The organism is Comamonas sp. C24C (assembly GCF_053345995.1).
Genome location: NZ_JBKFBC010000006.1, coordinates 280192 through 304859, shown reverse-complemented (window position 1 = coordinate 304859; position 24668 = coordinate 280192). Strand labels below are relative to the sequence as shown.

The following is a 24668-nucleotide window of genomic DNA, read 5'->3' as shown; positions in this document are numbered from 1 at the left end:
TGAAGAATGAAAATAGCCTTGATCGCTGACACCTTTCCTCCCTTGCGGAATTCCGGGGCAGTGCAGCTAAGGGACTTATCGCGTGAGTTTGTTGCTCAAGGCCATCAATTGACGGTAATTCTTCCATCATGGGAGATCAAGGAGGACTTTCTTCTTGAGAAGATGGAAGGTTTCCAGGTCTTGAGGCTGAAGTCCCCAAAAACCAAGGACGTCAATTACGCGAGAAGAACCTTGTCGGAATTCCTGATGCCATTTTTTATGAAAAGGGGCTATAAAAAGTCCCCTTTGCGTCACGAAAAATGGGATGGCGTTGCTTGGTATGCCCCTTCCATATTTCATGCGCCTTTTGTCAATGAATTGAAGAAAGCCAGTAATTGCAAAGGTTATCTGATAATAAGAGATATTTTCCCTGAGTGGGCTGTTGATATGGGCTTGATGGGAAGGGGGCTTGTTTACCGCTTCTTTAGTGCAGTGGCCCGCTATCAATATTCTGTGGCCGATATCATCGGCGTTCAAACTCTTGGGAATCTCTCGTATTTTGAGGATTGGAAGAAGAGCAAGGGAAAGAAATTGGTGGTGCTTCAGAACTGGCTTGCGGATACGAAGCCAGGTAGTTGCTCGATATCGATAAATGGGACGAATCTGGTCGGGCGAAAGATATTTGTGTATGCGGGAAATATGGGCGTCGCTCAGGGCATGGATATCCTGGTAGATCTCGCAGAAAAGCTTAAAGATCGACGCGATATTGGATTTTTGTTTGTTGGTCGTGGTAGCGAGGCCAAAAGACTGGCTGAGGAAGCTCGCAGAAGGTCATTGGATAACATGGAGTTCAAAGATGAGATTCATCCTGATGAGATTCCTGCACTTTATGAGCAATGCTTCGTAGGTATTGTTTCTTTGGATCAGAGACATAGATCCCATAACATTCCCGGGAAATTTCTTTCTTATATGCAAAGCGGCATTCCCGTTCTGGCAAACATAAACCCTGGCAATGATCTTGCGGAGCTCATAAGGAGCGAAGGTGTTGGTGTGGCTTGCGAGAGCGCTGACATCCTGGATCTCGAACGAAAGGCTAATGCTTTGATCAATTCTGTCGAGACGGATGCCGATTTTCAGAAAAGATGCAGAGCTGTATATGAAAAGATGTTTTCGCCTTCGCAAGCTGTGAGACAAATCGTTCAGGAGCTAGAAAGATAATAATGTCGGTACGAGTTTTCTCTAGGGATTCGATGGGCTCATTGATAGATGAGGCTAAATCCAATCCCAGAAGGCGAAAGCACAAGAACCTGCATGCTGACTACCAAGAGGCATGCCAGCGGTTTTTCAATGCGATTGAGCCCGATAGCTATCTAAGGCCTCACTGCCACGGCCCCTACCAGGGGGCAGAAACGTTGATTGCCATCAAGGGTTTGCTGGCTTTCATGGTTTTTGGAAGCAAAGGGGACGTGCAGGCTGTTCAACTATTCGGCGCAGGAAATCACGCAGAGGAGCAGGGCGTGGCCGTGGGAGTCGAGGTTCAGCCGGGGCAATGGCACACAGTCATTTCACTTGAAAGCGGCTCTATATTGCTTGAGATGAAGGGGGGGCCCTTCGATCCGGAAGCTCCTAAGTATTTCGCCTCCTGGGCTCCCGAGGAAATGACTCAAGAAGGTCAGGTTTACCTGGAGGCCTTGAAGAAGCATGTGTCACTTCTTGGGTAGCCATCTGAAGAATGCCAGCTTTCGATAGAACATCAAATAGCATAAAGAGCTGAGTATGAAAGACGCAGCAGTCAATAGTTTGCTCTGATAGGTCAGGACTGCCAATGTGCAGGGGATTGCTGCATAGATCCAGAGAAAAGGGGCGGTTAACCCGTTTTGCATAGGCTTTGAAAAATTGGAGAATATTTTTCGTGCCCAGCGTTTGTTGGCCAAAGAGTGCAGGTGAAAGAAGTCCGGCTCAGTTGGACTATAGCCTTCTCGGAGAGATCTCCGCAAAATGCTAAAGCCTACTTCAATAATAGGATAGGAGCAAACCAGCAGGCTGGTCCACGGGGAAACAGAATGATTGCGCTCTGGAAGAAGCACGGCAATCCATGCCAGTGTAAACCCAAGAAAATACGCGCCTCCGTCTCCCAAAAATATCTTTCCCTTTGGCCAGTTGACAAAAAAGAAACCTGCAACAGCACCCGCAATAATCAAGCAGGTAAAGGCAAGAGGGATATCCCCCACCAGCCTTGCGATGATACCGAAGGCGGCAAGAATAATCATTGCGGTGCCCGCTGTAAGACCGTTCAGGCCATCAATGATGTTGATAGAGTTGGCAACCCCGCCAACAGCGATGGCAGTAAATATCACGGAGATGATGGTAAAGCCCAGTAAGAAATCAAGGCCAGGAATATCGACGTGGGTGAGCGATGTTCCTGTAATTCCCCAGCCTAGAACGCCAGAGGCCATGGTGGCTAGGAGACGGATTTTTACCGATACCTTTTTTGTCAAATCTTCCAAAAGGCCAAAAATGAAAGCGGGTATCCCTGCCATGAGGATGGCACTAAGAATCATTCGCTTCTCTGCGGCAGCTGCATCATGGCTCGAGGCCGCGAAACCTGCAAAGACGCCTATGGCAATACCGATGCCACCAATTCGTGGAGTCGGGGTGGTGTGAACTTTCTGTACCCCGCTACTGGAGTCCATGGAAAAGCTCCCATGCCATTTTTGGGTGGTAACCAGCAACACGCAGGTGATAAACGAAGCCAAACCTGCAAGAAACGCGTCATACCTGAATAACTCTTGAACAGAGAGAATTATCGAATTCATGGAGTGAGTGGATGTGGAGTCGTTTTATGTTTTATATCGATGGTAGCTGACTCGGGGAAGTTGGCATCTTGCTCGTCTCCAAGAGCATTTGCGGCACAATGCAGCCCATCTGACTTGAACATTGTCCCACGGGACAGAGCCTTGATCTATGACCACCATTGACTCCACCACCCAGATCGCACCCCGCGATAAAGCTGAAATCCTGGCGCAAGCGCTGCCCTATATCCGCAAGTTCCATGGTAAGACCATGGTCATCAAGTATGGCGGCAATGCCATGACCGATCCTGCCTTGCAGGCCGACTTTGCGGAAGATGTGGTGTTGCTCAAGTTGGTTGGGATTAACCCTGTGGTGGTTCATGGTGGTGGACCTCAGATCGAGGCGGCGCTGGGCCGTCTTGGCAAGAAGGGCGAATTCATTCAGGGCATGCGTGTCACGGATGAAGAAACCATGGAAGTGGTGGAGTGGGTGCTGGCCGGGGAGGTTCAGCAGGACATCGTGGGTCTGATCCATCAGGCGGGTGGCAAGGCCGTGGGCCTGACGGGGCGTGATGGCGGCTTGATTCGCGCCAAGAAGCTCAAGATGCTGGACAACAAGGATCCGAGCATTGAGCACGATGTGGGTCAGGTGGGAGATATCGTTGCCATCGACCCCAGCGTGGTGAAAGCGCTGCAGGACGATGCGTTCATTCCGGTGATCAGCCCTATCGGTTTTGGTGAAGAGAACGAAAGTTACAACATCAACGCCGACGTGGTTGCAAGCAAACTCGCAACAGTGTTGCAAGCTGAAAAGCTGGTGCTTTTAACCAACACTCCGGGTGTGCTGGACAAGGCCGGCAATCTGCTGACGGATCTGACGGCGCGCGAGATCGATGGCCTGTTTGCCGACGGCACGATTTCCGGCGGAATGTTACCCAAGATTGCCGGCGCCCTGGACGCTGCCAAGGCTGGTGTGAATGCGGTGCACATCATCGATGGACGCGTGCCGCACTCTATGCTGCTGGAAATTTTGACGGACCAAGCGTATGGCACGATGATCCGCAGTCATTGATGAGCCTGTCTGGCCCTGACATGTGGTTGCTCTTCTCGAGTGACTTTTCACATATGGCGTTAACATCGCCGCAGGGCTTTCCCGGGCGGAGCCGTGCTCGAGACTCTGCCGCAAGCCGCCTTTGGGCGGCTTTTGTTTTTGAGCGAGGTAGGACTTTATGCGTTTGCTTCTGGTGGAAGATGATGTGATGGTGGCCAGCGGTATCAAGCTGGGTCTTTCCGATGCCGGTTATGCCGTGGACTGGGTGGGCAGCGCCGAGCGCGCGCTGGAGGTGCTGGCCCAGGAGGCGTTCGATGTGGCGGTGATCGATATCGGCCTGCCTGGCATCAACGGTCTGGAGCTGACGCGCCGCCTGCGCAGCAGCGATGTGGAGAGCAAGGCCATGCCGGTGCTGATCCTTACGGCGCGCGATGCGCTGCAGGATCGGGTGCAGGGCCTGGACTGGGGCGCCGACGACTATATGGTCAAGCCTTTCGAGCTGCCCGAGTTGCTGGCGCGCCTGCGTGCGCTGATGCGCCGCTCCCAGGCGGCGACTTCGGCAGTGCTGAACTTCGGTTGCATCGAGCTGGATACGGCGGGCCGTCGTGCCGGCGCCCGCCAGTTGCCGCAGGAGGGTGAAGCCGAAGGCCGCTTGCTGCCCATCGATCTGGGGCCACGTGAATGGACGGTGCTGGAGTATCTGCTGCTGAATGCTCCCAAGCCCGCCAGCAAGGAAAAGCTGCTGCAGGCCCTGACCGGCTGGGACCGTGAAATCACGCCGAATGCCGTGGAAGTTTATGTGTCCCGCCTGCGCAGCAAACTGGAGCCTCATGGCGTGGCCCTGCGTTCCATTCGCGGCTTCGGTTATCGGCTGGAGCTGATGCCGGAATCCGTTTGATTCTCTATTTGATAGCTGCTTGCGTCCGATTGATATGGGATTTGGTTATTTATATAGCTGAACTGGTTATTAATGAAGCGCTTGCAGCTATGAAAATAGAATACTCAAAGTTTCATTCAATAAGCATTAATGACCGCCAATCTGCGTTTTCGGCTGCTGGTTCTGCTTTTGGTGCCGCTGATGCTGCTGGCGGCCATGGGCGGCTGGTTCAGCTACAGCGCCGCGGACGAGGCGTCCACCCAGCATGACCAGCGCTTGCTGCGCCTGCTGCCGGCCCTGGCCGACTCGGTGCTCGCGCCTTCGATTGCGGACGGCACGCCGCCGCTGGTGTCGCTGACGCCCAGTGTCGAAGATTTTTTGCGCAATCAGGGCGACGAAGCCGGCTATGCCGTGGGCGATCTGCAAGGCAATGTGGTGGCCGGGGATGCCTGGATCAGCTTCGATGTGCCGGCGACCGGCACGGCGGAATTCCATAGCCAGGAGCATGACGGGGTGACTTATCGCGTTGCCGTGCTCAAGGCCGAAACCTATGGCGCCGGCGAGATGGTCGTCATGCTGGCCGACAGCAGCGATGTGCGCCAGCAATGGGTGCGCCAGCTGCTGATGCATGTGCTGCTGCCCAATCTGCTGCTGATCGCGGGCGCGGCCGTGGCCATTTACTGGTCGGTGAGCCGGGCCTTCAAGCCGCTGCACAAGCTGACCCAGGCGGTGGAGCGCCGCTCGCCGCGCGATCTGAGCCCGATTGACGAGCAGACTTCGCCGGCCGAGGTGCGCCCTTTGGTGCGCTCGCTCAATCGGCTGTTCTCGCTGGTCAATGCGCAGGCCGAGGGCCAGCGCCGTTTCGTCGCCGATGCGGCCCATCAGCTGCGCACGCCGCTGGCGGCCCTGCAGACCCAGGTGGAGGCCTGGGCCCTGAGCGGGCAGGAGGCCAGACGCCTGGCCAAGCGGACCGGGGAGCCGGCACAGGTCGTGCTCACGGTGGAGCAGATCGAGCAGCTGCGTGATGCAACGCGGCGCACCTCGCAGCTGGCGCGTCAGTTGCTAGCCCTGTCGCGTGCCGATGCGCGCAATGCCGAGGTGCAGCCGCTGCAGGAGGTGGATCTCAAGGAACTCTGCGAGAGCATGCTCGAGAGCTTTATCGATCGCGCGTCGATCAAGGAGCTGGACTTCGGTCTGGAGGTCGAGCCGGCATCGGTCTGGGGCCATAGCTGGCTGTTGCGCGAGCTGGTTTCCAACCTGGTGGAAAACGCCATCAAGTACACGCCCCGAGGCGGCAGCGTCACCTTGCGCTGCGGTCTGCGCCCCCGGCCCGTGGGCACGGACGATGCCACCTTGCTGCAGATGGCGGGTGTGCAGCAATGGGCCTTTGTCGAGGTTGACGATGACGGACCTGGCGTGCCCGAGGAAGAGCGTAGTCAGATTACCCAGCGTTTTTATCGCGCCCAGGGCGTGGTCGAAGAGGGAACCGGTTTGGGCCTCGCAATTGCGGACGAAATAACGCAATTGCATCAAGGTGTACTGAGTTTTGCAGATGGAAGTTTCGGTAAAGGCTTATTAGTAAGACTTGAAATTCCGGTTCAATCAGTTTCAGACGGCATTCAAACGGTATCTGAAGCTCTCAAAGGTTAATTTCTCGGTTACGCTTGCGTGTTGGTGAGAGCGGGGGTGAAAGTTGGGGTGGAGACCGCAAGCCTGCTGTTTATTAAGGTTGGTTTGACGCACCTGACGCCTGCCGGTAAGGATAGTCGTGTGCTTAACAGTGCAACTGGCTGTGAGAAAATTGCTAATAAATACTGAGTCGCCTATGTCTGAGTCTGAAGTCCTGTCGCCTGTTTCCAATATTGAAAATCCCGCGGAGGACAGTCCTGCCGCTCCCGCCATGGCTCCCGCGCGCAAGCGTCCCAAGCCCGGCGAACGCCGCGAGCAAATCCTGCAGGCACTGGCCTCCATGCTGGAAAAGCCGGGTGCCGATCGCATTACCACGGCGGCCCTGGCAGCCCATTTGAGCGTGAGCGAGGCGGCGCTGTACCGTCACTTCGCCAGCAAGGCCCAGATGTTCGAAGGCCTGATCGAGTTCATCGAGCAGTCCGTCTTCACATTGGTGCAGCAGATCGTGGGCCGCGATGTGCCCGAGGCTGCGCATGACCCGATCACGGGCGTGCGCAATGCCAACCGCGTAGTGGCATTGCTGCTGCAGTTCGGCGAAAAGAATCCCGGCATGGTGCGCGTGATGGTCGGCGACGCCATTGTTTTCGAACACGAGCGTCTGCAGACCCGCATGAACCAGTTCTTCGACCGCATCGAGTCCACCTTGCGCCAATGCCTGCGTCCTGCGGCCGGCGCCATGGGTTCTGCTGCGCCGACGGCCGAGGCATCGGTCGCGGCCAGTGTGCTGACTTCATTTGCGCTGGGCCGTCTGCAGCGCTATGCCCGCTCGGGCTTTCGCCGCCTGCCTACCGAGCATCTGGATGCCAGCCTGGCCATGATGGTCGTGGTCTGAGTCCCTTCCCGGGCACTTCTTCAAGAACGCCGCAGTCCTCGGACTGGCGGCGTTTTTTGTTGCATCTCGAGGGGCGAGAGCCGGCGAAAACCTGGCAAGAAAAAGCCTAAGTATTTACCCTTGACGAAGTCAAAACAGGCTGGAAACTGTGCAAAATAGAACGAACGTTCGTTTTATTGAGAGTTTCATGGCCTCGTCTCCCGTTTCCCGTTCTTCCACTTCTCCCGCAGTCAGGGATGCGGCGCATAGGGCCGGCCGTTCGGGGCAGCACGGGGAGGCCGGGACTGCGAAGACTAGCGCAAAGTCTCGCAAGCTGCACGCTCCGGCGCAAGCTGCGGTTAGCCCCAGTAAGGCCGCCGAGGCTGCAGCCGCCCGGTCTGCGGGTCGCTCGCTCGCCAAAGGTCAGCAGACCAAGGCCACGATCGTGGAGGCCGCGCTCAATCTGGCAACCCATATCGGCCTGGAAGGTCTGTCCATTGGCGCGATTGCCGAACTCACGGGCATGAGCAAATCGGGCGTGTTTGCCCATTTCGGCTCGCGTGAGGAATTGCAGATTTCCGTAGTGCACGAGTACCACGACCGTTTCGAGCAGGAAGTCTTCTACCCCGCGATCGAGGCGCCGCGCGGCATTCCGCGTCTGCGCGAGCTGTTTGGCAACTGGATGAAGCGCACTTCCATGGAGATCGATTCCGGTTGCATCTATATCAGCGGGGCGGTGGAGTTCGACGATCGTACGGGGCCGGTGCGTGATGCGCTGGCCGAATCCGTCAGCACCTGGCTGGCCGCCATGCGCCGCACCATCGTGCAAAGCCAGGAATGCGGCGATCTGCGTGCCGATGCGGACGCCAGCCAGTTGCTGTTCGAGATTCACGGCCTGATCCTGGCCCTGCACTACGAGGCCCGCTTTCTGCACAGCGAGGGCTCGATCGAGCGGGCCCATGCAGGCTTCAACAATATTCTGGCGCGCTATGCCAGCGAGCCGCCGGCCGCCTGAGGCCGTCCGCAACCCGCGTCAGTTCACAACCCAAAAGCAAACCGTTCAACGCGCAACCATCACAGGAGACGACCCATGCCCAGCTACAACCCGCCACTGCGTGACATGCAATTCCTCATGCACGAGGTCTTCAAGGTCACCGAGACCTACCAGCAGATTCCCAAGTACGCGGAGGTCGATGCCGACACCATCAACGCGGTGGTCGAGGAGGCGGGCAAATTTGCGGCCAATGTCGCGTTTCCCCTGAATATCTCCGGCGATGAAGAGGGCTGCACGCTGAACAAGGAGACCCACGAGGTCACCACGCCCAAGGGCTTCAAGCAGGCGTATGCGCAGTTCATCGAAGGCGGCTGGCCTGCTCTTTCCTGCGATCCGGAGTATGGCGGCCAGGGCCTGCCCTTCGTGCTCAATTCGGCGCTCTATGAAATGCTCAACAGCGCCAACCAGGCCTGGACCATGTATCCCGGCCTGTCGCACGGCGCCTATGAGGCCCTGCATGCCTACGGCACGCCGGAGCAGAAGAAGATCTACCTGGGCAAGCTGACCAGCGGCGAGTGGACCGGCACCATGTGCCTGACCGAGCCCCATTGCGGCACCGACCTGGGGATGCTGCGCACCAAGGCCGAACCTCAGGCAGACGGCAGCTACAAGATCACCGGCAACAAGATCTTCATCTCGGCCGGCGAGCATGACTTCACCAGCAACATCGTGCACCTGGTGCTGGCGCGTCTGCCCGATGCGCCCGTCGGCTCCAAGGGCATCAGCCTGTTCGTCGTGCCCAAGTTCAAGGTGAAGGCCGATGGCTCGCTGGGCGAGCGCAATCCCATCTTCTGCGGTGCGCTGGAGCACAAGATGGGCATTCACGGCAATGCCACGGCCCAGATCAATATCGACGGTGCCATCGGTACCCTGGTGGGCGAGCCCAACAAGGGTCTGCAGGCCATGTTCGTGATGATGAATGCGGCCCGTCTGGGCGTGGGTAACCAGTCGCTGGGGCTGACCGAAGTGGCCTACCAGAATGCGCTGGCCTATGCCAAGGACCGCCTGCAGATGCGCAGCCTGTCGGGCGTGAAGGCCAAGGACAAGCCGGCCGATCCCATCATCGTCCACCCCGATGTGCGCCGCATGCTGCTCACGGCCAAGGCCTATGCCGAAGGCGGTCGCGCGCTGTCCACCTTCTGCGGCCTGCTGCTGGACAAGGAGCTGCACCACCCCGACGAGAAGGTGCGCAAGGACAGCGGCGAGCTGGTGGCATTGCTGACGCCCATCGTCAAGGCCTTCATCACCGACAACGGCTGGACGGCGACGACGCTGAGCCAGCAGGTCTTCGGCGGCCACGGCTTCATCAAGGAATGGGGCATGGAGCAGTTTGTGCGCGATGCGCGCATCAACATGATCTATGAAGGCACGAACGGCATCCAGGCGCTGGATCTGCTGGGCCGCAAGATCCTGGGCAACCAGGGCGCGACGCTCAAGAAGTTCGGCAAGCTGATCGCCCAGCTGGTGGAGGAAGAAGGCGTCAACGAGAAGATGAGCGAGTTCATCACGCCCATCGCCGTGCTGGGCGAGCAGATGACCAAGTTCACCACCGAGATCGGCTTCAAGGGCATGCAGAACCCCGACGAAGTCGGCGCAGCCGCCGTGGACTATCTGCGTGTGGCCGGCCATCTGGTCTTCGGCTACCTGTTTGCCCGCATGGCCCAGGTGGCGCTGCGCGAGATCGCGGCCGGCAATGCAGATCCCTTCTACCAGGGCAAGCTGCAGACCGCGCGCTTTTACTTCGCCAAGCTGTTCCCCGAGACGGCGACGCTGATGCGCACTGCTCGCGCCGGCAGCCAGTCGCTGATGGACAGCGACGCGGCGCTGGCCTGATGTTCCGCAGGCGCGTGCTGTATTGCTATTTAAAGAGTAGCTGCATGCGCTTATTCATACCTTGTTTTGAATATAAAGGACTCGGAAATGAAGAAGATAAAAGCGGTAGCAGCTCTTGTATTGGTAGCGGGCAGCATGTCGGCGGCCTGGGCGCAGATGTCGCCCGTGGGCACCTGGCGCAGCATGGATGAAAAGGAAAACACGCCCAAGGCGCAGGTGAAGATCACCGAGGCCGGCGGCGTGGTCACGGGCAAGGTCGAGGCCCTGCTGCGCAAGGGCGCGGATCCGAATGCGCTGTGCACCGAGTGCAAGGACGAGCTCAAGGACAAGCCTGTGGTGGGCATGACGCTGATCAGCGGCGTCAAAAAGGTCGAAGGCAAGGAAGTCTGGGAAGGCGGCAGGATTCTCGATCCCGAAAACGGCAAGACCTATGCCGTGCGCCTGACGCCCATCGACGAAGGCCAGAAGCTGGAAGTGCGTGGCTCCATCGGTCCTTTCTGGCGTACCCAGACCTGGATCCGCGTTCAGTAATTGAAATGAAGCCCCCTGAGTCGCTGCGCCTGGACGGCTGCGCGCCTTCCCCCCTCTCTTTCGCGCTACGCGCTGGTGGAGTGGACGCAGCCCTCGCTGCGGGGCGGTGCGGCCGGCCGAGGCCCTTGCTCGGCTGCCCTGACCTGGGGCGCGCCAGTTTCATGCGCCGTGCGCATTACGAATAACTGAAATGAATGCAATCATGTCCCGATTCAATGTGAAAAAAGTCGCCGTGCTGGGCGCGGGCGTGATGGGTGCGCAGATCGCCGCCCATCTGGTCAACGTCAAGGTGCCGGTCATTTTGTTTGACCTCCCGGCCAAGGAAGGCCCCAAGAGCGGCATCGCAGAGCGTGCCATTGCCAATCTGAAAAAGCTCAAGCCTTCGCCCATCGGCGTGGCCGAGGATGTGGAGCTGATCCAGCCGGCCAACTACGAAGAGCATATGAAGCTGCTCAAGGGCTGCGATCTGGTGATCGAGGCCATTGCAGAGCGCATGGACTGGAAGCTGGACCTGTATCACAAGATCGCGCCCTTCGTCGCCAAGCATGCGCTGCTGGCGTCCAATACCTCGGGCCTGTCGATCACCAAGCTGTCCGAGGCCTTGCCCGACGCCATCAAGCCGCGCTTTTGCGGCATCCACTTCTTCAACCCGCCGCGCTATATGCAGCTGGTGGAGCTGATCAACACGCCCACCACGCAGGCCGAGGTGCTGGACCAGCTCGAAGCCTTTGTCACCAGCACGCTGGGCAAGGGCGTGGTCCGTGCGCACGACACACCCAACTTCATTGCCAACCGCATCGGTATCGCCGGCATGCTTTCCACGATGAAGGAGGTCGAGAACTTCGGCCTGTCCTTCGATGTGGTGGACGACCTCACGGGCAAGAAGCTGGGCCGCGCTTCCTCGGGCACCTTCCGCACGGCCGACGTGGTGGGCCTGGACACCATGGCCCATGTCGTCAAGACGCTGCAGGACAATCTGAGCCTGGAGACCGACCCCTTCTATGGCAGCTTCGGCACGCCGCCCGTACTAGCCAAGCTGATCGAGCTGGGCAACCTGGGCCAGAAGACCAAGAAGGGCTTCTACAAAAAGGTCGGCCGCGACATCTTCCAGTTCGAGCTCGACAGCGAGGACTACATCCCCGCAGGCGGCAAGGCCGACGAGGTTTACGGCCGCATGCTCAAAAAGCCCGCTGCAGAGCGCCTGAAGCTGCTGCGCAATGCCGAGGGCAAGGAGGGCCAGTTCCTCTGGGCCATTTTGCGCAACAGCTTCCACTATGCCGCCGTGCATCTGCAATCCATCGCCGACTGCGCACGCGATGTGGACCAGGCCATGCGCTGGGGCTTCGGCATGAAGCAGGGCCCGTTCGAGCTGTGGCAGGAAGCCGGCTGGCTGGAGGTGGCCAAGATGGTCCAGGAGGACATCGACGCCGGCAAGGCGCTGTGCAAGGCGCCGCTGCCCCGATGGGTCTTCGAAGGTCCGGTGGCTGAGGCCGGCGGAGTGCATACAGGCAATGGTTCGTGGAGCCCTGCACAGAACAGGTTTGTGCCGCGCCGTGTGCTGCCCGTGTACGAGCGCCAGCTCTTCCCCGAGAAACTGCTGGGTGAAACCGATCTGCCCGACTGGCAGACGGCTGGCACGACGATTGCCGAAACCAGGGCGCTGCGCACCTGGACGCTGGACGGCAAGATCTTGATCGCCAGCATCAAGAACAAGATGCATGCCATCAGCCCCGAAGTCATGGAAGGTCTGATGGAGGCGGTGGATACGGCCGAGAGCGACTTCGACGGCATGGTCATCTGGTCCGGCGATGCGCCCTTCAGCGTGGGCGCCGACCTGGAGGCCACCATGCCTGCCTTTGTGATCGGTGGAGCGGACGCCATCGAGAGCATCGAGCAGGAGCTGCAGAATCTGATGCTGCGCCTGCGTTATGCACAGGTGCCCGTGGTGTCTGCCATTCACGGGCTGGCGCTGGGCGGCGGCTGCGAGATGGCGGTGTACTCGGCGCGTCGCGTGGCCCACATGGAAAGCTATATCGGCCTGGTGGAAGTCGGCGTGGGTCTGGTGCCCGGCGCCGGCGGCCTGACCTATATCGCGCGCCGCGCTGCCGAAAATGCCGCCACCAGCACCGGCAAGGATTTGCTGCCCTTCCTGACCGAAGGCTTCACGGCTGCGGCCATGGCCAAGGTGGGGACCAGCGCGCTGGAGTCGCGCAAGCTCGGCTATTTGCTGGACAGCGACATCGTCGTGGCCCACAAGGACGAGGTGCTGTTCGTGGCCATCAACGAGGCCAAGGCGATGGCAGCCGGCGGCTGGCGTGCGCCGCACAAGCGCAGCTTCCCCGTGGCGGGCCGTAGCGGCCAGGCCACGATCAAGGGCTCGCTGGTCAATATGCGCGACGGCGGCTTCATCAGCGAGTTCGACCAGCATATTGCGGGCCTGATCGCCAATGTGGTCTGCGGCGGCGATGTCGATGCCGGCACGCTGGTGGATGAGGCCTATCTGATGAGCCTGGAGCGCAAGGCTTTCTGTCATCTGATTGCTCACCCCAAGACCCATGAACGAATCCTGGGCATGCTGAACACCGGCAAGCCGGTTCGCAACTGATTTGATATGAGCATCCCCCTGAGTCGCTGCGCGCTTTCCCCCTTCTCTCGCTTCGCGGGAAGGGGGACGCCAGCAACGCTGCGGGGCGGCCCTTGCTCGCTGGCTGCTGGTATGCGCCGTGAAGTAATTGAAGCCTTGCACACAGGGTAAAGAGCTAAGAGACAACCAAGGAATTTGGTCATGAAACAAGTACAAGACGCCTATATCGTTGCTGCCACGCGCACGCCCATCGGTCGCTCGCACAAGGGTTTTTTCCGCAACTACCGTCCCGACGATCTGCTGGCCACCACGCTCAAGGCGGCGCTGGCCCAGGTGCCCGGCCTGGACCCCAAGGCGATCGAGGACATCGTCTGCGGTTGCGCGATTCCCGAAGCCCAGCAGGGCCTGAATGTGGCGCGTATTGGTGCTGTCCTGGCGGGACTGCCCACCAGCATCGGCGGCATCACCGTCAACCGTTTCTGCGCCTCCGGTCTGTCGGCCGTGGCCATGGCGGCGGACCGTATCCGCGTCGGTGAAGCCGATGTGATGGTTGCTGCTGGCGTGGAGAGCATGAGCATGGTGCCCATGATGGGCAATGCGCCCAGCCTCTCGCCCAGCATCTTCGAGCGCGATGGCGATGTGGGCATTGCCTACGGCATGGGCCTGACGGCAGAGAAGGTGGCCCAGCAGTGGAAGGTCTCGCGCGAGGCGCAGGATGCGTTTGCACTCGAATCGCACCGCCGTGCGATCGCCGCGCAGCAGGCCGGCGAGTTCGCCGCCGAGATCACGCCGATCGAAGTCACCGACCGTACGCTGAACATCGCCACGGGCGAAACCGTGGCCAGCACGCGCACTGTGAGCCTGGACGAAGGCCCGCGCCCCGATACCAGCCTGGAAGGCCTGGCCAAGCTGCGCACCGTGTTTGCGGCGCGCGGCACGGTGACTGCGGGCAATAGCTCGCAGACCAGCGACGGTGCGGGCGCGCTGATCATTGCCAGCGGCGATGCCGTCAAGCGTTTTGGCCTGACGCCGCTGGCGCGCTTTGTCAGCTATGCCAGCAAGGGCGTGCCGCCTGCCATCATGGGCATTGGCCCCATCGAGGCCATTCCCGCCGCGCTGCGCTACGCAGGTCTCAAGCAGGACGATATCGACTGGTACGAGCTCAACGAGGCTTTTGCGGCCCAGTCCCTGGCCGTCATCAACACCCTGGGTCTGGACCAGAGCAAGGTCAACCCCATGGGCGGTGCGATTGCACTGGGCCATCCCCTGGGGGCAACCGGTGCCATCCGTGCCGCCACCGTGGTGCATGCGCTGCAACGCAAGCAGCTCAAGTACGGCATGGTGACCATGTGCGTGGGCATGGGCCAGGGCGCGGCTGGTATCTTCGAGCGCGTCTGAACGCCGCAGCCGCCATGCATACCGCCCAGTCGCAAGCCTCTGTGTCGGTTCCGCAGCAGGCCGCCGTGCAATGGACGGAGATGGCCTTGCCCATCTCCGTGGGTTCGGCCCATCTGGCGCTGCGCCAGTGTCAGCCCAGGGCAACAGCGCAGCTGGCGCAGGTGGTGGTGGCTGGCGCCATGGGCGTGCAGCAAAGCTATTACCAGGCCTTTGCCCGATGGCTCGCGGAGCAGGGCTATGGCGTCACCACCTTCGACTACCGTGGCCATGGCCTGTCGCTGCAGGTGCCGCTGCGTGACGCCAGGGCCGACTTGCTGGACTGGGCCAAGGACTGCGAGCTGGTGGCAGCGCAGCTCAAGCAGCAGTTTCCCGAGCAGCCGCTGATCTGGATCGGCCATAGCGTGGGCTCGCAACTGCCGGGCTTGGCTTCCATCCCCCTGCCCATCAACGGCTTGCTGTCCGTGGGCAGCGGCAGCGGCTACTGGCGCGACAACGCGGCGCCCACCCGGCGCATGATCAGGCTGTTCTGGTGGGGTGTCGCCCCGCTGGTCACGGCTTTGTACGGCGCGTTTCCCGGACGCAAGCTGGGCATTGTGGGCGATCTGCCGGCAGGCGTGATCTGGCAATGGCGTCGCTGGTGTCTGAATCCTCTGTACGCCATGGGGGTGGAGGGGCGCTGGGCGGCCGAGGCCTATGCAGCAGCCCACTACCCCTTGCATGCGCTGTATTTCGAGGACGACGAAATGATGTCGCTGGCCAGCGTGCAAGCGCTGGTGGACTGGTACAAAAGTGCGCCCAGCACGCTGGAGCGTGTGGACCCGGGGCTGGCTCCTGCCGGACGCATAGGCCATCTGGGGTATTTCAAGGAAGAGATGCGCGAGCTACTGTGGCAGCCCCTGCTGCCTTTGCTGCAGAGCTGGCGCAACGGTGATCGCGGCCCAGGCAAACCCTTGTTCGGGCCGCATGAGTCACCTGTTTGACGGCTTTCATTCCCGCCCTTGGGCAACACTGCCAATCATGAGCACAGACCTCCACCCCTTTGATCGTGCCGTGGCGCTGAGCGCTACGGGAGTGCCCAATCAGTACCAGGGAACGGCTTCGCCCGATTACTGGAATATGGTCGGCCCTTATGGCGGCATCACGGCGGCCAGTCTGGTGCAGGCCATTCAGCAGCACCCGCAGTGCCTGGGCGATCCGCTGTCCATCACCGTCAACTATGCGGCAGCCGTTGGGCCGGGAGCTTTCGAGATCGAGGCCAAGCCGGTGCGTACCAACCGCTCCACCCAGCACTGGCTGCTGACCATCACCCAGCCCGATGCCGAAGGCCAGCCGCAGATCGTGACCACGGCCACGGCCGTGACGGCGGTGCGTCGCCAGACCTGGAGCGTCAGCGATATGCCCATGCCCGAGGTCCGGGCTGCTGCCGAGGTGGAGCGCGTGCCGCCGCTGTTCAAGGCCTCCGAGTGGCTGACCCGCTACGAGATGCGATTTGTGGACGGGATCCTGCCGCGCGAGGAGGACGGAGCCGAGCGCGACAGTCTGACGCGGCTCTGGGTGAGAGACAATCCGCCGCGTCCGCTGGATTTCGCGTCGCTGGCTGCGGTCTCCGACGTCTTCTTTCCGCGGGCGTGGCTGCGCCGCTCCAGGCGCGTTCCTGCGGGCACGGTGTCCATCACGGTCTACTTCCACGCCGGGCGCGAGGAACTGGCCGAAGCGGGCGACGGACTGCTGCTGGCGCAGGCGCGCGGGCAGGAGTTCCGCAACGGCTTTTTCGACCAGACGGCCCAGCTGTGGAGCCAGTCCGGCCAGATGCTGGCAACCAGCCACCAGATTGTTTACTACAAGGAATAGCGTGCCGAAACCGGCAAGCTGTTCACAACATCATTCACAAGGCAAGACCATGAGCAATACCCAGGATAGCCAGGACATCCTGGTGCACACTGAAGAAGGCGTGTGCACCATCACATTCAACCGTGCGGCGAAGAAGAACTCCTTCACCGAGGCCATGTACACCCAGATGGCGGATGCACTGGCGGCCGCCAAGGTGGACGCAGGCGTGCGCGTGGTGGTGTTTCAGGGCGACATCGCCATCTTCAGCGCAGGCAACGATATTGCGGACTTCCTGAAGCAGGCCTCAACTCCCGGTGCAATGGGGGCCGATGCCCCCGTGTGGCGTTTTCTGCAGGAAGTCTCGGCCTTTCCCAAGCCGCTGATTGCTGCAGTCTGCGGCCCGGCCGTGGGCATCGGCACGACGCTGTTGCTGCACTGCGATCTGGTCTATGCCGGCGACAACGCCGCGTTCTCGCTGCCCTTCATCAACCTGGGCGTATGCCCCGAAGCCGCTTCCAGCCTGCTTCTGCCCCAGATGCTGGGCTACCACCGTGCCGCCGAGGCCTTGCTGCTGGGCGAGCCGTTCATGGCGGAAGCCGCACTGGAAGTGGGTCTGATCAACCGCGTGGTGCCTCCCAGCGAATGCAATGCCGTGGCTCAGGCCCAGGCCAGAAAGCTGGCGCGCAAACCCCTGTCCTCGCTGATCGAGACCAAGCGCCTGATGAAGGGCGGTCAGGCCAAGGCAGTGGGCGAGCGTATTGTGGAAGAGGGCGCGGTCTTCGCCCGCATGCTGCGCGAGCCCGCGGCCAAGGAAGCCTTGACAGCCTTCATGGAAAAACGCCACCCTGACTTCAGCCAGTGCTGAAGTCAGACCTTGCGGAAGCAAGACGAGCGCAGCGATGGGTGGCGATTTCGCCAAAAATGCCACCCTGACTTCAGCCAGTGCTGAAGTCAGACATTGGGGCAGCAGGACGAGCGCAGCGATGGGTGGCGGTTTCGCCAAAAACGCCGCCCGGATTCCGGCAAGTGCCGAATCCAGGCCAGCTTCGCCAGCCTGCACCTGTGCCGATCTGAAAATCGCCCCTTGTCGGGCGATTTTTCTTTGACCAATTTTTCAGGGTTGCCTATGACATCCAGGTCCGTTCCATCCCGCAACTCAGCGCAGCAGGCTGCAGAGTCCGTTCAGTTCGAGCCTGAGTTCATCTCCGGCTTGCGCGAGATCTTTGAAACGCGCGTGGCCTTCAATCAGACGATCGGTCTGAAGATCGGCGAGATCACGCCCACGCTGGTGCAGGGGCATATCGCCATGCGCCCCGATCTGATCGGACATTCGGCCTACCAGCGCATTCATGGCGGCGTGATCAGCGCCGGCCTGGATTCCATGGGCGGGCTGGCTGTGATGGCGGCCATTGCGGCCAAGCATATGGACGATACGCCGGCGCAAAGACTGCATCGGTTTTCCCGGCTGGGAACGATCGATCTGCGTGTGGACTATATGCGCCCCGGCATCGGCAAGGAGTTTCTGCTCACCGCCAGAGTGCTGCGCCTGGGCTCACGGGTGGCGAATACCCAGATGGAGTTTCTGTCCGTGGACGGCGAGTTGCTGTCTACCGGCACGGCCGCCTATATCGTCTCTTGACGCTGTTCAGAAAAGAGAGCGTCTGGCGCTTGCGAAATATGGGATAGAGATCGAAATGCGTAAAAACAAGGCAAGTGAACGCTTGCCCGGATGCAGCCAGATCTTTCATTGTGTGAGATCAGGCAATGCATGCAAGTAACTGAAACTTGTGAAAGCTTTGCTTACCGTTATTGCGAGATAAGGGCAAATGTTGCTGCTTATGCTGCATAGGATGGCGTTTTCTGACTAGGAGATTCCTGCCATGGCTGTGCAAAACCCGTTCTTCGGCAAACGTGAAAACGATAGCTTTCCTCCACGCAATTCCGTCACCGGGCTTTCGACAGCGAATGCCACAGCGACATCGGGTGCCAGCTCTTTGAGCAGTGCAGGCCTTGGCACGGCGCCTTCCAGCTCCATGCGCGCCTCGGCGGCCCCCGCTGCGCCTGTGGCAGAGGAAACCGGTGGCAGCAAGCTTACCGTCGGACCGAACATCAAGCTCAAGGGCGTGGAGATCACGGATTGCGACACCCTGGTGGTGGAAGGAACGGTCGAGGCGACCATGAATTCCCGTGTCATCAAGATCGCCGAGCAGGGTGCTTTTCATGGCACGGCCGAGATCGATATCGCAGAAATCCATGGCAAGTTCGACGGCTCGCTCACCGTCCGTGAAAAGCTGGTGATCTATGGCTCTGGCAAGGTCAGTGGCAAGATCCGCTATGGCAAGGTGGTGATCGAAGAGGGCGGGGAGCTGACCGGGCAGATCGAGGCAGGAACCAGCTCCAGCAACAGCAGTGCCGGCAGCACCTCCGCTTCGGCCTGGAGCAAGAGCAATGCCGGCAGCAGCACGGCGACGGCTGCAGCCAGCAGCAGTGAAACCACGGGTAGCGCTGTAGTCGCCTGAATCTCTGCGCACAGCCCATGAAAAAAGCGACCTTCCGAGGTCGCTTTTTTCATGCTCGATGGCGTGGATTAGCTCTTGGCGGCTGCCTGAGCCTGGATTTTTTCGCGCCAGGCGCGCGTCTGCTCGGTATCCGGCAGAGACTGGGGCTTGCCGGTGGCATCAATGGCCACATAGGTCAGACGGGCTTCGGTCACCTTCACATATTTGCCCTGGTCGGAAAAACGCTCGGCAAAGACCTCCACATCCACAGCGACCGAGGTGCGGCCCACATGCTGCACGCCGGCGTAAAAGGACAGAATGTCGCCCACGCGCACGGGTTGCTTGAAGATGAATTCGTTGACGGCCACGGTCACCATGCGGGTATGGCTGATACGCTGCGGCAGCACCGAGCCGGCCAGGTCCACCTGCGCCATGACCCAGCCACCGAAGATGTCGCCATTGGCATTGACATCGGCAGGCATGGGCACGACTTTGAGAACCAGTTCCTTGTCGGCGGGCAGGGCAACGCTGGGAAGGTCGGGCGAACGGGGGGGCATGGAAATCTGTGACACGAATGGAAAGATTGAATTGTCCCTCAACATCGGGTTTCTACCATGTCGACGGGAGAAAGCCACTAGCGACGGTTCGGGCAAGTAAGTAGGGGGTAACTATGGGACGGTGTTTGTGGTGGATGGGCTTGGGTCTGAGTGTGCTGCTGTCGGCCTGCAGCAGCCATCCGGTAAAAGCCCCAGTATCGGGTAGAGACGATGTGACATCTGCAACGTCGCTCAAGCCACTTGTACAGGCCGTACAGCCCTCTTGCCATCCGGAGCCCTTGACCGGTGCAGCGGCACTGGCGGGGCCGTTCACCGAGCTGTCTCCGCGGCAGGCCTTGCAGGCCGGTGCGCTGAATGCGCGTGTCTGCTGGGCTGGCGGGTTGCGCACCATAGAAGCCGTCAGCGAGCAGCGCGATTGCATGGTTCTGCTGCATGCCGAGTTCAGCGAGCAGGGCTTTCTGTCCTGGCCGCGCGAGGCCGGCTTCTTCAAGGCCTGCGGTGCTGGCCCGTATGACAGACAGTTGCTGCAGCCCTTCACCCTGGTCTGGGTGAGCGCAAAAGTGACGGGACAGGCAGAATTCGCAGGTACCCAGATTCCCGTCATAGAAATAGACGCCCTCTACCGCGGCTCCGACTGCCTGCAGGGCGACACAGCCCCACAATGCGTTCACAGTTACCTGCAACCCCTGAAGAAGCTGCAATAGCGGCAAACCAGTCAGACGGCGCCACGCTGCGTCGCCTCTTTCCCTATATCTGGCGCTACAAATGGCATGCGCTGGCAGCGCTGGTGTTCATGATCTGCGCCAAGCTGGCCAATGTGGGCGTGCCCATCCTGCTCAAGCATCTGGTCGATGCGCTGGATATCAAGCCCGGGCAGGCGCAGGCCGTGCTGGTGGTCCCCGTGGGTCTGCTGGCGGCCTATGGATTGCTGCGCTTTTCCTCCACCATGTTCACCGAGTTGCGGGATCTGGTCTTTTCCAAGGCCACGCAGGGTGCATCGCGCTCGATCGCGCTGTCGACCTTCGAGCATCTGCATGCCCTGAGCCTGCGTTTTCATCTGGAGCGTCAGACCGGTGGCATGACGCGCGACATCGAGCGCGGCGTGCGCAGCACCGAGTCGCTGATCTCGTATTCGCTCTACTCCATACTGCCCACGCTGATTGAGATGGCCCTGGTGCTGGGCATTCTGGCCGTGCGTTTCGACATCTGGTTTGCCGTCATCACGCTGGCAGCGCTGGTGTTCTATATCGGCTTCACGGTCACCGTGACGGAGTGGCGCACCCGCTTCAGAAAAGAGGCCAATGCGCAGGAGTCGGCGGCCCATACCAAGGCCATCGACTCCCTGCTCAATTACGAGACCGTCAAGTACTTCAACAACGAACAGTTCGAGTCCGCGCGCTACGACGAGAACCTCGAGAGCCTGCGCCGCGTGCGGCTCAAGAGCCAGACCACGCTGTCCATGCTCAACTGCGGCCAGCAGCTCATCATCGGTGCTGCGCTGGTGGCCATTCTGTGGCGGGCCACGCAGGGCGTGGTCGACGGCAGGCTGACGCTGGGCGATCTGGTCATGATCAACGCCTTCATGATTCAGCTCTACATTCCGCTGAATTTCCTGGGCGTGATCTACCGCGAGATCAAGCAGAGCCTGACCGACCTGAACCGCATGTTCACGCTCATGGACAAGGAGCGCGAAGTGTCCGATGCGCCTGGCGCCCAGCCCTTGCATATCGACAATCCCCCGCCTGAAGTGCGGTTTGAGAACGTGCAGTTTGCCTACGATAGCGCGCGCCCCATCCTGCACGATGTGAGCTTCACCATTCCTGCAGGCAAGACCGTGGCCGTGGTCGGTCCCTCGGGTTCGGGCAAGAGCACGCTGGCGCGTCTGCTGTTTCGCTTCTATGACGTGCAGGGCGGTCATGTGCGCATTGCCGGGCAAGACATCCGCACGGTGACCCAGAGCAGCGTGCGGCACTGCGTGGGCATCGTTCCGCAGGACACGGTGCTGTTCAACGACACGGTGGCCTACAACATTGCCTATGGGCAACCGGGCGCCTCGCAGGAGCAGGTGGTTGCAGCGGCCAAGGCCGCACGCATCCATGACTTCATCGAGCGCACGCCCCAGGGCTATGCCACGCGAGTGGGCGAGCGCGGCCTCAAGCTATCGGGCGGTGAAAAGCAGCGTGTGGCGATTGCGCGCACCCTGCTCAAGAATCCACCGATTCTGATCTTCGACGAAGCGACTTCGGCACTGGACAGCGCCAACGAGCGCGCCATCCAGAACGAGCTGCGCAGCGCGGCGCAGGGCAAGACCTCTCTGGTCATTGCCCACCGCCTGTCCACCGTGGTCGAAGCGCATGAAATCCTGGTCATGGACAGCGGCCGCATCATCGAGCGCGGCACGCACGAGGAGTTGCTTGCCGCCGGAGGGCGTTACTCCAGCATGTGGAATATGCAGCTCAACCAGGCGGAGTCATCGGAGATTTCCGCCTGAGTACGGTTACCTTTCGCCAGACGTTTGATAAGCCACCTTCGGGTGGCTTTCTTTTTGATCGCTTTGCTTTTATGTATACATGTTGTTAGGTGTTTACCCTTGAATTTGCAATTAAATCGCTGTTTTTTGATTTTTATGTATACATTTCTTCCGTCTACCAAGAACTAAATACCCCGCGAGACATGCCACCCTCCATTGCCACCGCTGCTGCTGCGGAAGAAAACCATTCCCAGGTCGTGAAGGCGCAGCTGCAACTGCGCGAAATGATTCTTGCCGGCGAGATGGCAGCCGGCGAGCGCATCTCCGAGCTGGTGCTGGCCGAGCGTCTGGGTATCTCCCGTACTCCCATACGTGCAGCGCTGATGCGGCTTGAGCAGGAGGGCATGCTGGAAGCCACGGCTGGTGGGCGCGGCTACAAGGTGCGCGTGCTGTCCGAAGCCGATGTGTCGGACGCCATCGAGCTGCGCGGCACGCTGGAAGGCCTCGCGGCACGCATGGCGGCCGAGCGCGGGGTGGATGAAGCCCTGCTGGCGCGGGCCACGCGCTGCCTCGATGCCATCGACCGTGTGCTGGATGCCCAGAACTGGGGCGACGAGGCGTTTTCCGCCTATGTGGCCCTGAACTCCGAATTTCACGACATCCTGCTGGAGATGTCGGGCAGCAGCTTCATGCAGCGCGAGCTGGAGCGGGTCAAGCGCCTGCCCTTTGCCTCTCCCTCGGGCTTTGTGGTGGCCGACTCCGAGTCTCCGCGCGCGCTTCGCAGCCTGATCCTGGCCCAGGAGCAGCACCGTGAAGTGATTGACGCCATCGAGCACCGCGAAGGCGCGCGTGCCGAGGCGCTGATGAAAGAGCACTCGCGCATTGCGCGGCGCAATCTGCGCGAAGCCATGCGCTCGCCCGAGACCACACGCGTACCCGGTGCGCAACTGATTCGCGCCAGCCGCTGAGGGCCGGTCTGCCGCGCCGCAGGCTGCGCCCGGATCAAAACCCCCGACCGATAAATACAAGGAGACATCCACGATGAACCATCAGGCACAAGCCATTTATCCCCGCAACACCTGGTATGTTGCGGCCACCGCAGCCGAGGTCACGGACAAGCCGCTGGGGCGCCAGATCTGTGGCGAGCGCATGGTTTTCTACCGTGCCCTGGAAGGCAAGATGGCCGCCGTCGAAGACTTCTGTCCGCATCGTGGTGCACCGCTGTCGCTGGGCCGCGTCTGCGAAGGCAAGCTGGTCTGCGGCTATCACGGGCTGGAGATGGGCTGCGACGGCAAGACGGTTGCCATGCCCGGCCAGCGCGTGCGCGGCTTTCCTGCCATCAAGAGCTATCCGGTAGAAGAGCGTTACGGCTTTGTCTGGGTATGGCCGGGCGACAAGGATGCGGCCGATGCCGCGCTGATCCCGGATCTCCAATGGCATGACAACCCCGAGTGGGCCTATGACGGCGGCCTGTTCCACATCAAGGCCGACTATCGCCTGATGATCGACAACCTCATGGACCTGACCCATGAGACCTATGTGCATGCCAGCAGCATCGGTCAGGCCGAGATCGACGAGACGCCCTGCAAGACTGAAGTCTTGGGCGACAGCGAAGTGGTCACCAGCCGCTTCATGGAGAACATCGAGGCGCCTCCGTTCTGGAAGATGGCTTTGCGCAGCAATGGTCTGGCCGATGACGTGCCTGTGGACCGCTGGCAGGTCTGCCGCTTCACCCCTCCCAGCCATGTGCTGATCGAAGTCGGTGTGGCACATGCCGGCAAGGGCGGTTATGACGCAGCGGACGAGCACAAGGTCTACAGCATGGTGGTGGACTTCATCACGCCCGAGACCGACGGCAGCATGTGGTACTTCTGGGGCATGGCGCGCAAGTTCAACCCCGGCGATGCATCGGTGACGGCAGCCATCAAGCAGGGCCAGCACAAGATCTTCAGCGAAGACCTGGAGATGCTGGAGCTGCAGCAGCGCAATCTCGAGGACTATCCGCAGCGTCAGCTGCTCAAGCTCAATATCGATGCCGGCGGCGTGCAGTCGCGAAAGATCATCGAGCGCCTGATCGACGAGGAGAAAAACGAGTCGCGCGTTGCGGCGCTGGCTTGAGCGGCGGCAGGCGGGGCAGATCATGTCTGTAGATGGAGTAATCTTGCAGCTCCCCGAATCGGAGTCAGCGCTGTCCACCGTCAGCGCTGCCCTTGCTACGCTGCTGCATGGAATCGCCCACCACACCCAACCCGCTTTCCCTGGATCTCTACGACCAGCCAGGTCATCTGATTCGACGAGCCCAGCAGATTGCTGCGCTGCTGTTTCGAGAAGTGCTGGGCCCCGATGTGACGCCGGTTCAATACGCCATCCTGCGCATGCTGCAGGAGTCTCCCGGTATCGACCAGGTGACGCTGGCGCGTCTTGTCGCGCTGGACAACTCGACCACGGCCGATATCGCTGCGCGTCTGGAAAGCAAGGGCTGGATTCATCGCGAGCTGCTGCCCAGGCGTCAGCGCCGTCTGAGTCTGACCACCGAGGGCGAAGCCATGCTGGCCGCGTTTGTGCCCAATGTCTACGAGCTGCAGCAGCGGATGCTTTCCGCGCTGGAGCCCGAGGAGCAGACGGAGTTCAAGCGTCTGCTGCGCAAGTTCGTGCAGTTGCACGACAGCACTGAAGCCGGCGAGCAAGCGGCGATCAACGGCTAACAGCCCGTT

General features: G+C 60.5%; 23 protein-coding genes. 21 read left to right on the top strand and 2 right to left on the bottom strand.

Annotation, left to right across the window (positions count from 1 at the left end):
* The first annotated feature begins 6 nt into the window (after nt 1-6).
* Nucleotides 7-1197, top strand: coding sequence for a glycosyltransferase family 4 protein (locus ACLBXN_RS13765; protein ID WP_447612478.1), 1191 nt, complete (start codon nt 7-9; stop codon nt 1195-1197).
* 32 nt (nt 1198-1229) lie between these two features.
* Entirely contained in the window at nt 1230-1700 is a 471-nt protein-coding gene (locus ACLBXN_RS13760) for a WbuC family cupin fold metalloprotein (protein ID WP_447612477.1), read from the top strand.
* Here the strand turns inward: ACLBXN_RS13760 and ACLBXN_RS13755 are convergent.
* Nucleotides 1686-2795, bottom strand: a complete 1110-nt coding sequence (locus tag ACLBXN_RS13755; protein WP_447612476.1) for an MraY family glycosyltransferase — start codon at nt 2793-2795, stop codon at nt 1686-1688. The two genes, ACLBXN_RS13760 and ACLBXN_RS13755, sit on opposite strands and share 15 nt — an antisense overlap.
* 148 nt (nt 2796-2943) lie before the next feature.
* On the opposite strand from ACLBXN_RS13755, the gene argB reads away from it, so the two are divergent.
* The 14 genes from argB to ACLBXN_RS13685 all read left to right on the top strand — a co-directional run bounded on the left by argB (nt 2944) and on the right by ACLBXN_RS13685 (nt 18948).
* The gene (gene argB / locus ACLBXN_RS13750; RefSeq protein ID WP_343677198.1) at nt 2944-3843 is read left to right on the top strand and encodes an acetylglutamate kinase; all 900 of its coding nucleotides are present in this window, start codon (nt 2944-2946) and stop codon (nt 3841-3843) included.
* A 157-nt stretch (nt 3844-4000) separates the two neighbouring features.
* Entirely contained in the window at nt 4001-4720 is a 720-nt protein-coding gene (locus ACLBXN_RS13745) for a response regulator transcription factor (RefSeq protein WP_043006793.1), read from the top strand.
* Nucleotides 4721-4849: 129 nt separating this feature from the next.
* Nucleotides 4850-6349, top strand: coding sequence for a sensor histidine kinase N-terminal domain-containing protein (locus ACLBXN_RS13740; protein WP_447612475.1), 1500 nt, complete (start codon nt 4850-4852; stop codon nt 6347-6349).
* Between the two features lie 175 nt (nt 6350-6524).
* Entirely contained in the window at nt 6525-7220 is a 696-nt protein-coding gene (slmA, locus tag ACLBXN_RS13735) for a nucleoid occlusion factor SlmA (protein WP_019044025.1), read from the top strand.
* Between the two features lie 187 nt (nt 7221-7407).
* Nucleotides 7408-8214: a TetR/AcrR family transcriptional regulator gene (locus ACLBXN_RS13730; RefSeq protein ID WP_167004217.1), complete on the top strand. Its 807-nt coding sequence runs from the start codon at nt 7408-7410 to the stop codon at nt 8212-8214.
* A 75-nt stretch (nt 8215-8289) separates the two neighbouring features.
* Nucleotides 8290-10086, top strand: a complete 1797-nt coding sequence (locus ACLBXN_RS13725; RefSeq protein ID WP_043006788.1) for an acyl-CoA dehydrogenase C-terminal domain-containing protein — start codon at nt 8290-8292, stop codon at nt 10084-10086.
* Between the two features lie 87 nt (nt 10087-10173).
* Entirely contained in the window at nt 10174-10617 is a 444-nt protein-coding gene (locus ACLBXN_RS13720; RefSeq protein WP_043006786.1) for a DUF2147 domain-containing protein, read from the top strand.
* Between the two features lie 202 nt (nt 10618-10819).
* On the top strand, nt 10820-13222 hold the full coding sequence (locus ACLBXN_RS13715; protein WP_447612474.1) for a 3-hydroxyacyl-CoA dehydrogenase NAD-binding domain-containing protein: 2403 nt from the start codon (nt 10820-10822) through the stop codon (nt 13220-13222).
* A 180-nt stretch (nt 13223-13402) separates the two neighbouring features.
* Nucleotides 13403-14599, top strand: coding sequence for an acetyl-CoA C-acyltransferase (locus tag ACLBXN_RS13710; protein ID WP_003081295.1), 1197 nt, complete (start codon nt 13403-13405; stop codon nt 14597-14599).
* A 14-nt stretch (nt 14600-14613) separates the two neighbouring features.
* The gene (locus tag ACLBXN_RS13705; protein ID WP_447612473.1) at nt 14614-15579 is read left to right on the top strand and encodes an alpha/beta hydrolase family protein; all 966 of its coding nucleotides are present in this window, start codon (nt 14614-14616) and stop codon (nt 15577-15579) included.
* 37 nt (nt 15580-15616) lie between these two features.
* Nucleotides 15617-16450, top strand: a complete 834-nt coding sequence (locus ACLBXN_RS13700) for an acyl-CoA thioesterase (RefSeq protein WP_447612472.1) — start codon at nt 15617-15619, stop codon at nt 16448-16450.
* Between the two features lie 49 nt (nt 16451-16499).
* Entirely contained in the window at nt 16500-17294 is a 795-nt protein-coding gene (locus tag ACLBXN_RS13695; protein ID WP_003068064.1) for an enoyl-CoA hydratase, read from the top strand.
* Between the two features lie 261 nt (nt 17295-17555).
* Nucleotides 17556-18068 (top strand): thioesterase family protein, encoded by a 513-nt coding sequence (locus ACLBXN_RS13690; RefSeq protein WP_447612471.1) that lies wholly within the window; start codon nt 17556-17558, stop codon nt 18066-18068.
* 241 nt (nt 18069-18309) lie between these two features.
* Nucleotides 18310-18948, top strand: coding sequence for a bactofilin family protein (locus tag ACLBXN_RS13685; RefSeq protein WP_407714306.1), 639 nt, complete (start codon nt 18310-18312; stop codon nt 18946-18948).
* Between the two features lie 68 nt (nt 18949-19016).
* Here ACLBXN_RS13685 and ACLBXN_RS13680 read toward each other — a convergent pair whose 3' ends face one another.
* Entirely contained in the window at nt 19017-19484 is a 468-nt protein-coding gene (locus ACLBXN_RS13680) for an acyl-CoA thioesterase (protein ID WP_029158370.1), read from the bottom strand.
* 212 nt (nt 19485-19696) lie between these two features.
* Here ACLBXN_RS13680 and ACLBXN_RS13675 point away from each other — a divergent pair, with 212 nt between their 5' ends.
* The 5 genes from ACLBXN_RS13675 to ACLBXN_RS13655 all read left to right on the top strand — a co-directional run bounded on the left by ACLBXN_RS13675 (nt 19697) and on the right by ACLBXN_RS13655 (nt 24659).
* Entirely contained in the window at nt 19697-20188 is a 492-nt protein-coding gene (locus ACLBXN_RS13675; RefSeq protein ID WP_447612470.1) for a hypothetical protein, read from the top strand.
* The gene (locus ACLBXN_RS13670; RefSeq protein WP_211457133.1) at nt 20146-21975 is read left to right on the top strand and encodes an ABCB family ABC transporter ATP-binding protein/permease; all 1830 of its coding nucleotides are present in this window, start codon (nt 20146-20148) and stop codon (nt 21973-21975) included. Before ACLBXN_RS13675 ends, ACLBXN_RS13670 begins: the two co-directional genes overlap by 43 nt.
* A 182-nt stretch (nt 21976-22157) precedes the next feature.
* Complete coding sequence (locus ACLBXN_RS13665; RefSeq protein WP_211457132.1) at nt 22158-22922, top strand: GntR family transcriptional regulator; 765 nt, start codon at nt 22158-22160, stop codon at nt 22920-22922.
* Nucleotides 22923-22995: 73 nt separating this feature from the next.
* The gene (locus tag ACLBXN_RS13660; RefSeq protein WP_447612469.1) at nt 22996-24072 is read left to right on the top strand and encodes an aromatic ring-hydroxylating dioxygenase subunit alpha; all 1077 of its coding nucleotides are present in this window, start codon (nt 22996-22998) and stop codon (nt 24070-24072) included.
* A 107-nt stretch (nt 24073-24179) separates the two neighbouring features.
* The gene (locus tag ACLBXN_RS13655) at nt 24180-24659 is read left to right on the top strand and encodes a MarR family winged helix-turn-helix transcriptional regulator (protein ID WP_012839886.1); all 480 of its coding nucleotides are present in this window, start codon (nt 24180-24182) and stop codon (nt 24657-24659) included.
* Nucleotides 24660-24668: the final 9 nt, after the last annotated feature.

Excerpts from the sequence above, each read along its gene's own strand:
- ACLBXN_RS13765 (WP_447612478.1), top strand. The coding sequence starts at position 7 with ATGAAAATAGCCTTGATCGCTGACACCTTTCCTCCCTTGCGGAATTCC.
- ACLBXN_RS13760 (WP_447612477.1), top strand. The coding sequence starts at position 1,230 with ATGGGCTCATTGATAGATGAGGCTAAATCCAATCCCAGAAGGCGAAAG.
- ACLBXN_RS13755 (WP_447612476.1), bottom strand. The coding sequence starts at position 2,795 with ATGAATTCGATAATTCTCTCTGTTCAAGAGTTATTCAGGTATGACGCG.
- argB (WP_343677198.1), top strand. The coding sequence starts at position 2,944 with ATGACCACCATTGACTCCACCACCCAGATCGCACCCCGCGATAAAGCT.
- ACLBXN_RS13745 (WP_043006793.1), top strand. The coding sequence starts at position 4,001 with ATGCGTTTGCTTCTGGTGGAAGATGATGTGATGGTGGCCAGCGGTATC.
- ACLBXN_RS13740 (WP_447612475.1), top strand. The coding sequence starts at position 4,850 with ATGACCGCCAATCTGCGTTTTCGGCTGCTGGTTCTGCTTTTGGTGCCG.
- slmA (WP_019044025.1), top strand. The coding sequence starts at position 6,525 with ATGTCTGAGTCTGAAGTCCTGTCGCCTGTTTCCAATATTGAAAATCCC.
- ACLBXN_RS13730 (WP_167004217.1), top strand. The coding sequence starts at position 7,408 with ATGGCCTCGTCTCCCGTTTCCCGTTCTTCCACTTCTCCCGCAGTCAGG.
- ACLBXN_RS13725 (WP_043006788.1), top strand. The coding sequence starts at position 8,290 with ATGCCCAGCTACAACCCGCCACTGCGTGACATGCAATTCCTCATGCAC.
- ACLBXN_RS13720 (WP_043006786.1), top strand. The coding sequence starts at position 10,174 with ATGAAGAAGATAAAAGCGGTAGCAGCTCTTGTATTGGTAGCGGGCAGC.
- ACLBXN_RS13715 (WP_447612474.1), top strand. The coding sequence starts at position 10,820 with ATGTCCCGATTCAATGTGAAAAAAGTCGCCGTGCTGGGCGCGGGCGTG.
- ACLBXN_RS13710 (WP_003081295.1), top strand. The coding sequence starts at position 13,403 with ATGAAACAAGTACAAGACGCCTATATCGTTGCTGCCACGCGCACGCCC.
- ACLBXN_RS13705 (WP_447612473.1), top strand. The coding sequence starts at position 14,614 with ATGCATACCGCCCAGTCGCAAGCCTCTGTGTCGGTTCCGCAGCAGGCC.
- ACLBXN_RS13700 (WP_447612472.1), top strand. The coding sequence starts at position 15,617 with ATGAGCACAGACCTCCACCCCTTTGATCGTGCCGTGGCGCTGAGCGCT.
- ACLBXN_RS13695 (WP_003068064.1), top strand. The coding sequence starts at position 16,500 with ATGAGCAATACCCAGGATAGCCAGGACATCCTGGTGCACACTGAAGAA.
- ACLBXN_RS13690 (WP_447612471.1), top strand. The coding sequence starts at position 17,556 with ATGACATCCAGGTCCGTTCCATCCCGCAACTCAGCGCAGCAGGCTGCA.
- ACLBXN_RS13685 (WP_407714306.1), top strand. The coding sequence starts at position 18,310 with ATGGCTGTGCAAAACCCGTTCTTCGGCAAACGTGAAAACGATAGCTTT.
- ACLBXN_RS13680 (WP_029158370.1), bottom strand. The coding sequence starts at position 19,484 with ATGCCCCCCCGTTCGCCCGACCTTCCCAGCGTTGCCCTGCCCGCCGAC.
- ACLBXN_RS13670 (WP_211457133.1), top strand. The coding sequence starts at position 20,146 with ATGCGTTCACAGTTACCTGCAACCCCTGAAGAAGCTGCAATAGCGGCA.
- ACLBXN_RS13665 (WP_211457132.1), top strand. The coding sequence starts at position 22,158 with ATGCCACCCTCCATTGCCACCGCTGCTGCTGCGGAAGAAAACCATTCC.
- ACLBXN_RS13660 (WP_447612469.1), top strand. The coding sequence starts at position 22,996 with ATGAACCATCAGGCACAAGCCATTTATCCCCGCAACACCTGGTATGTT.
- ACLBXN_RS13655 (WP_012839886.1), top strand. The coding sequence starts at position 24,180 with ATGGAATCGCCCACCACACCCAACCCGCTTTCCCTGGATCTCTACGAC.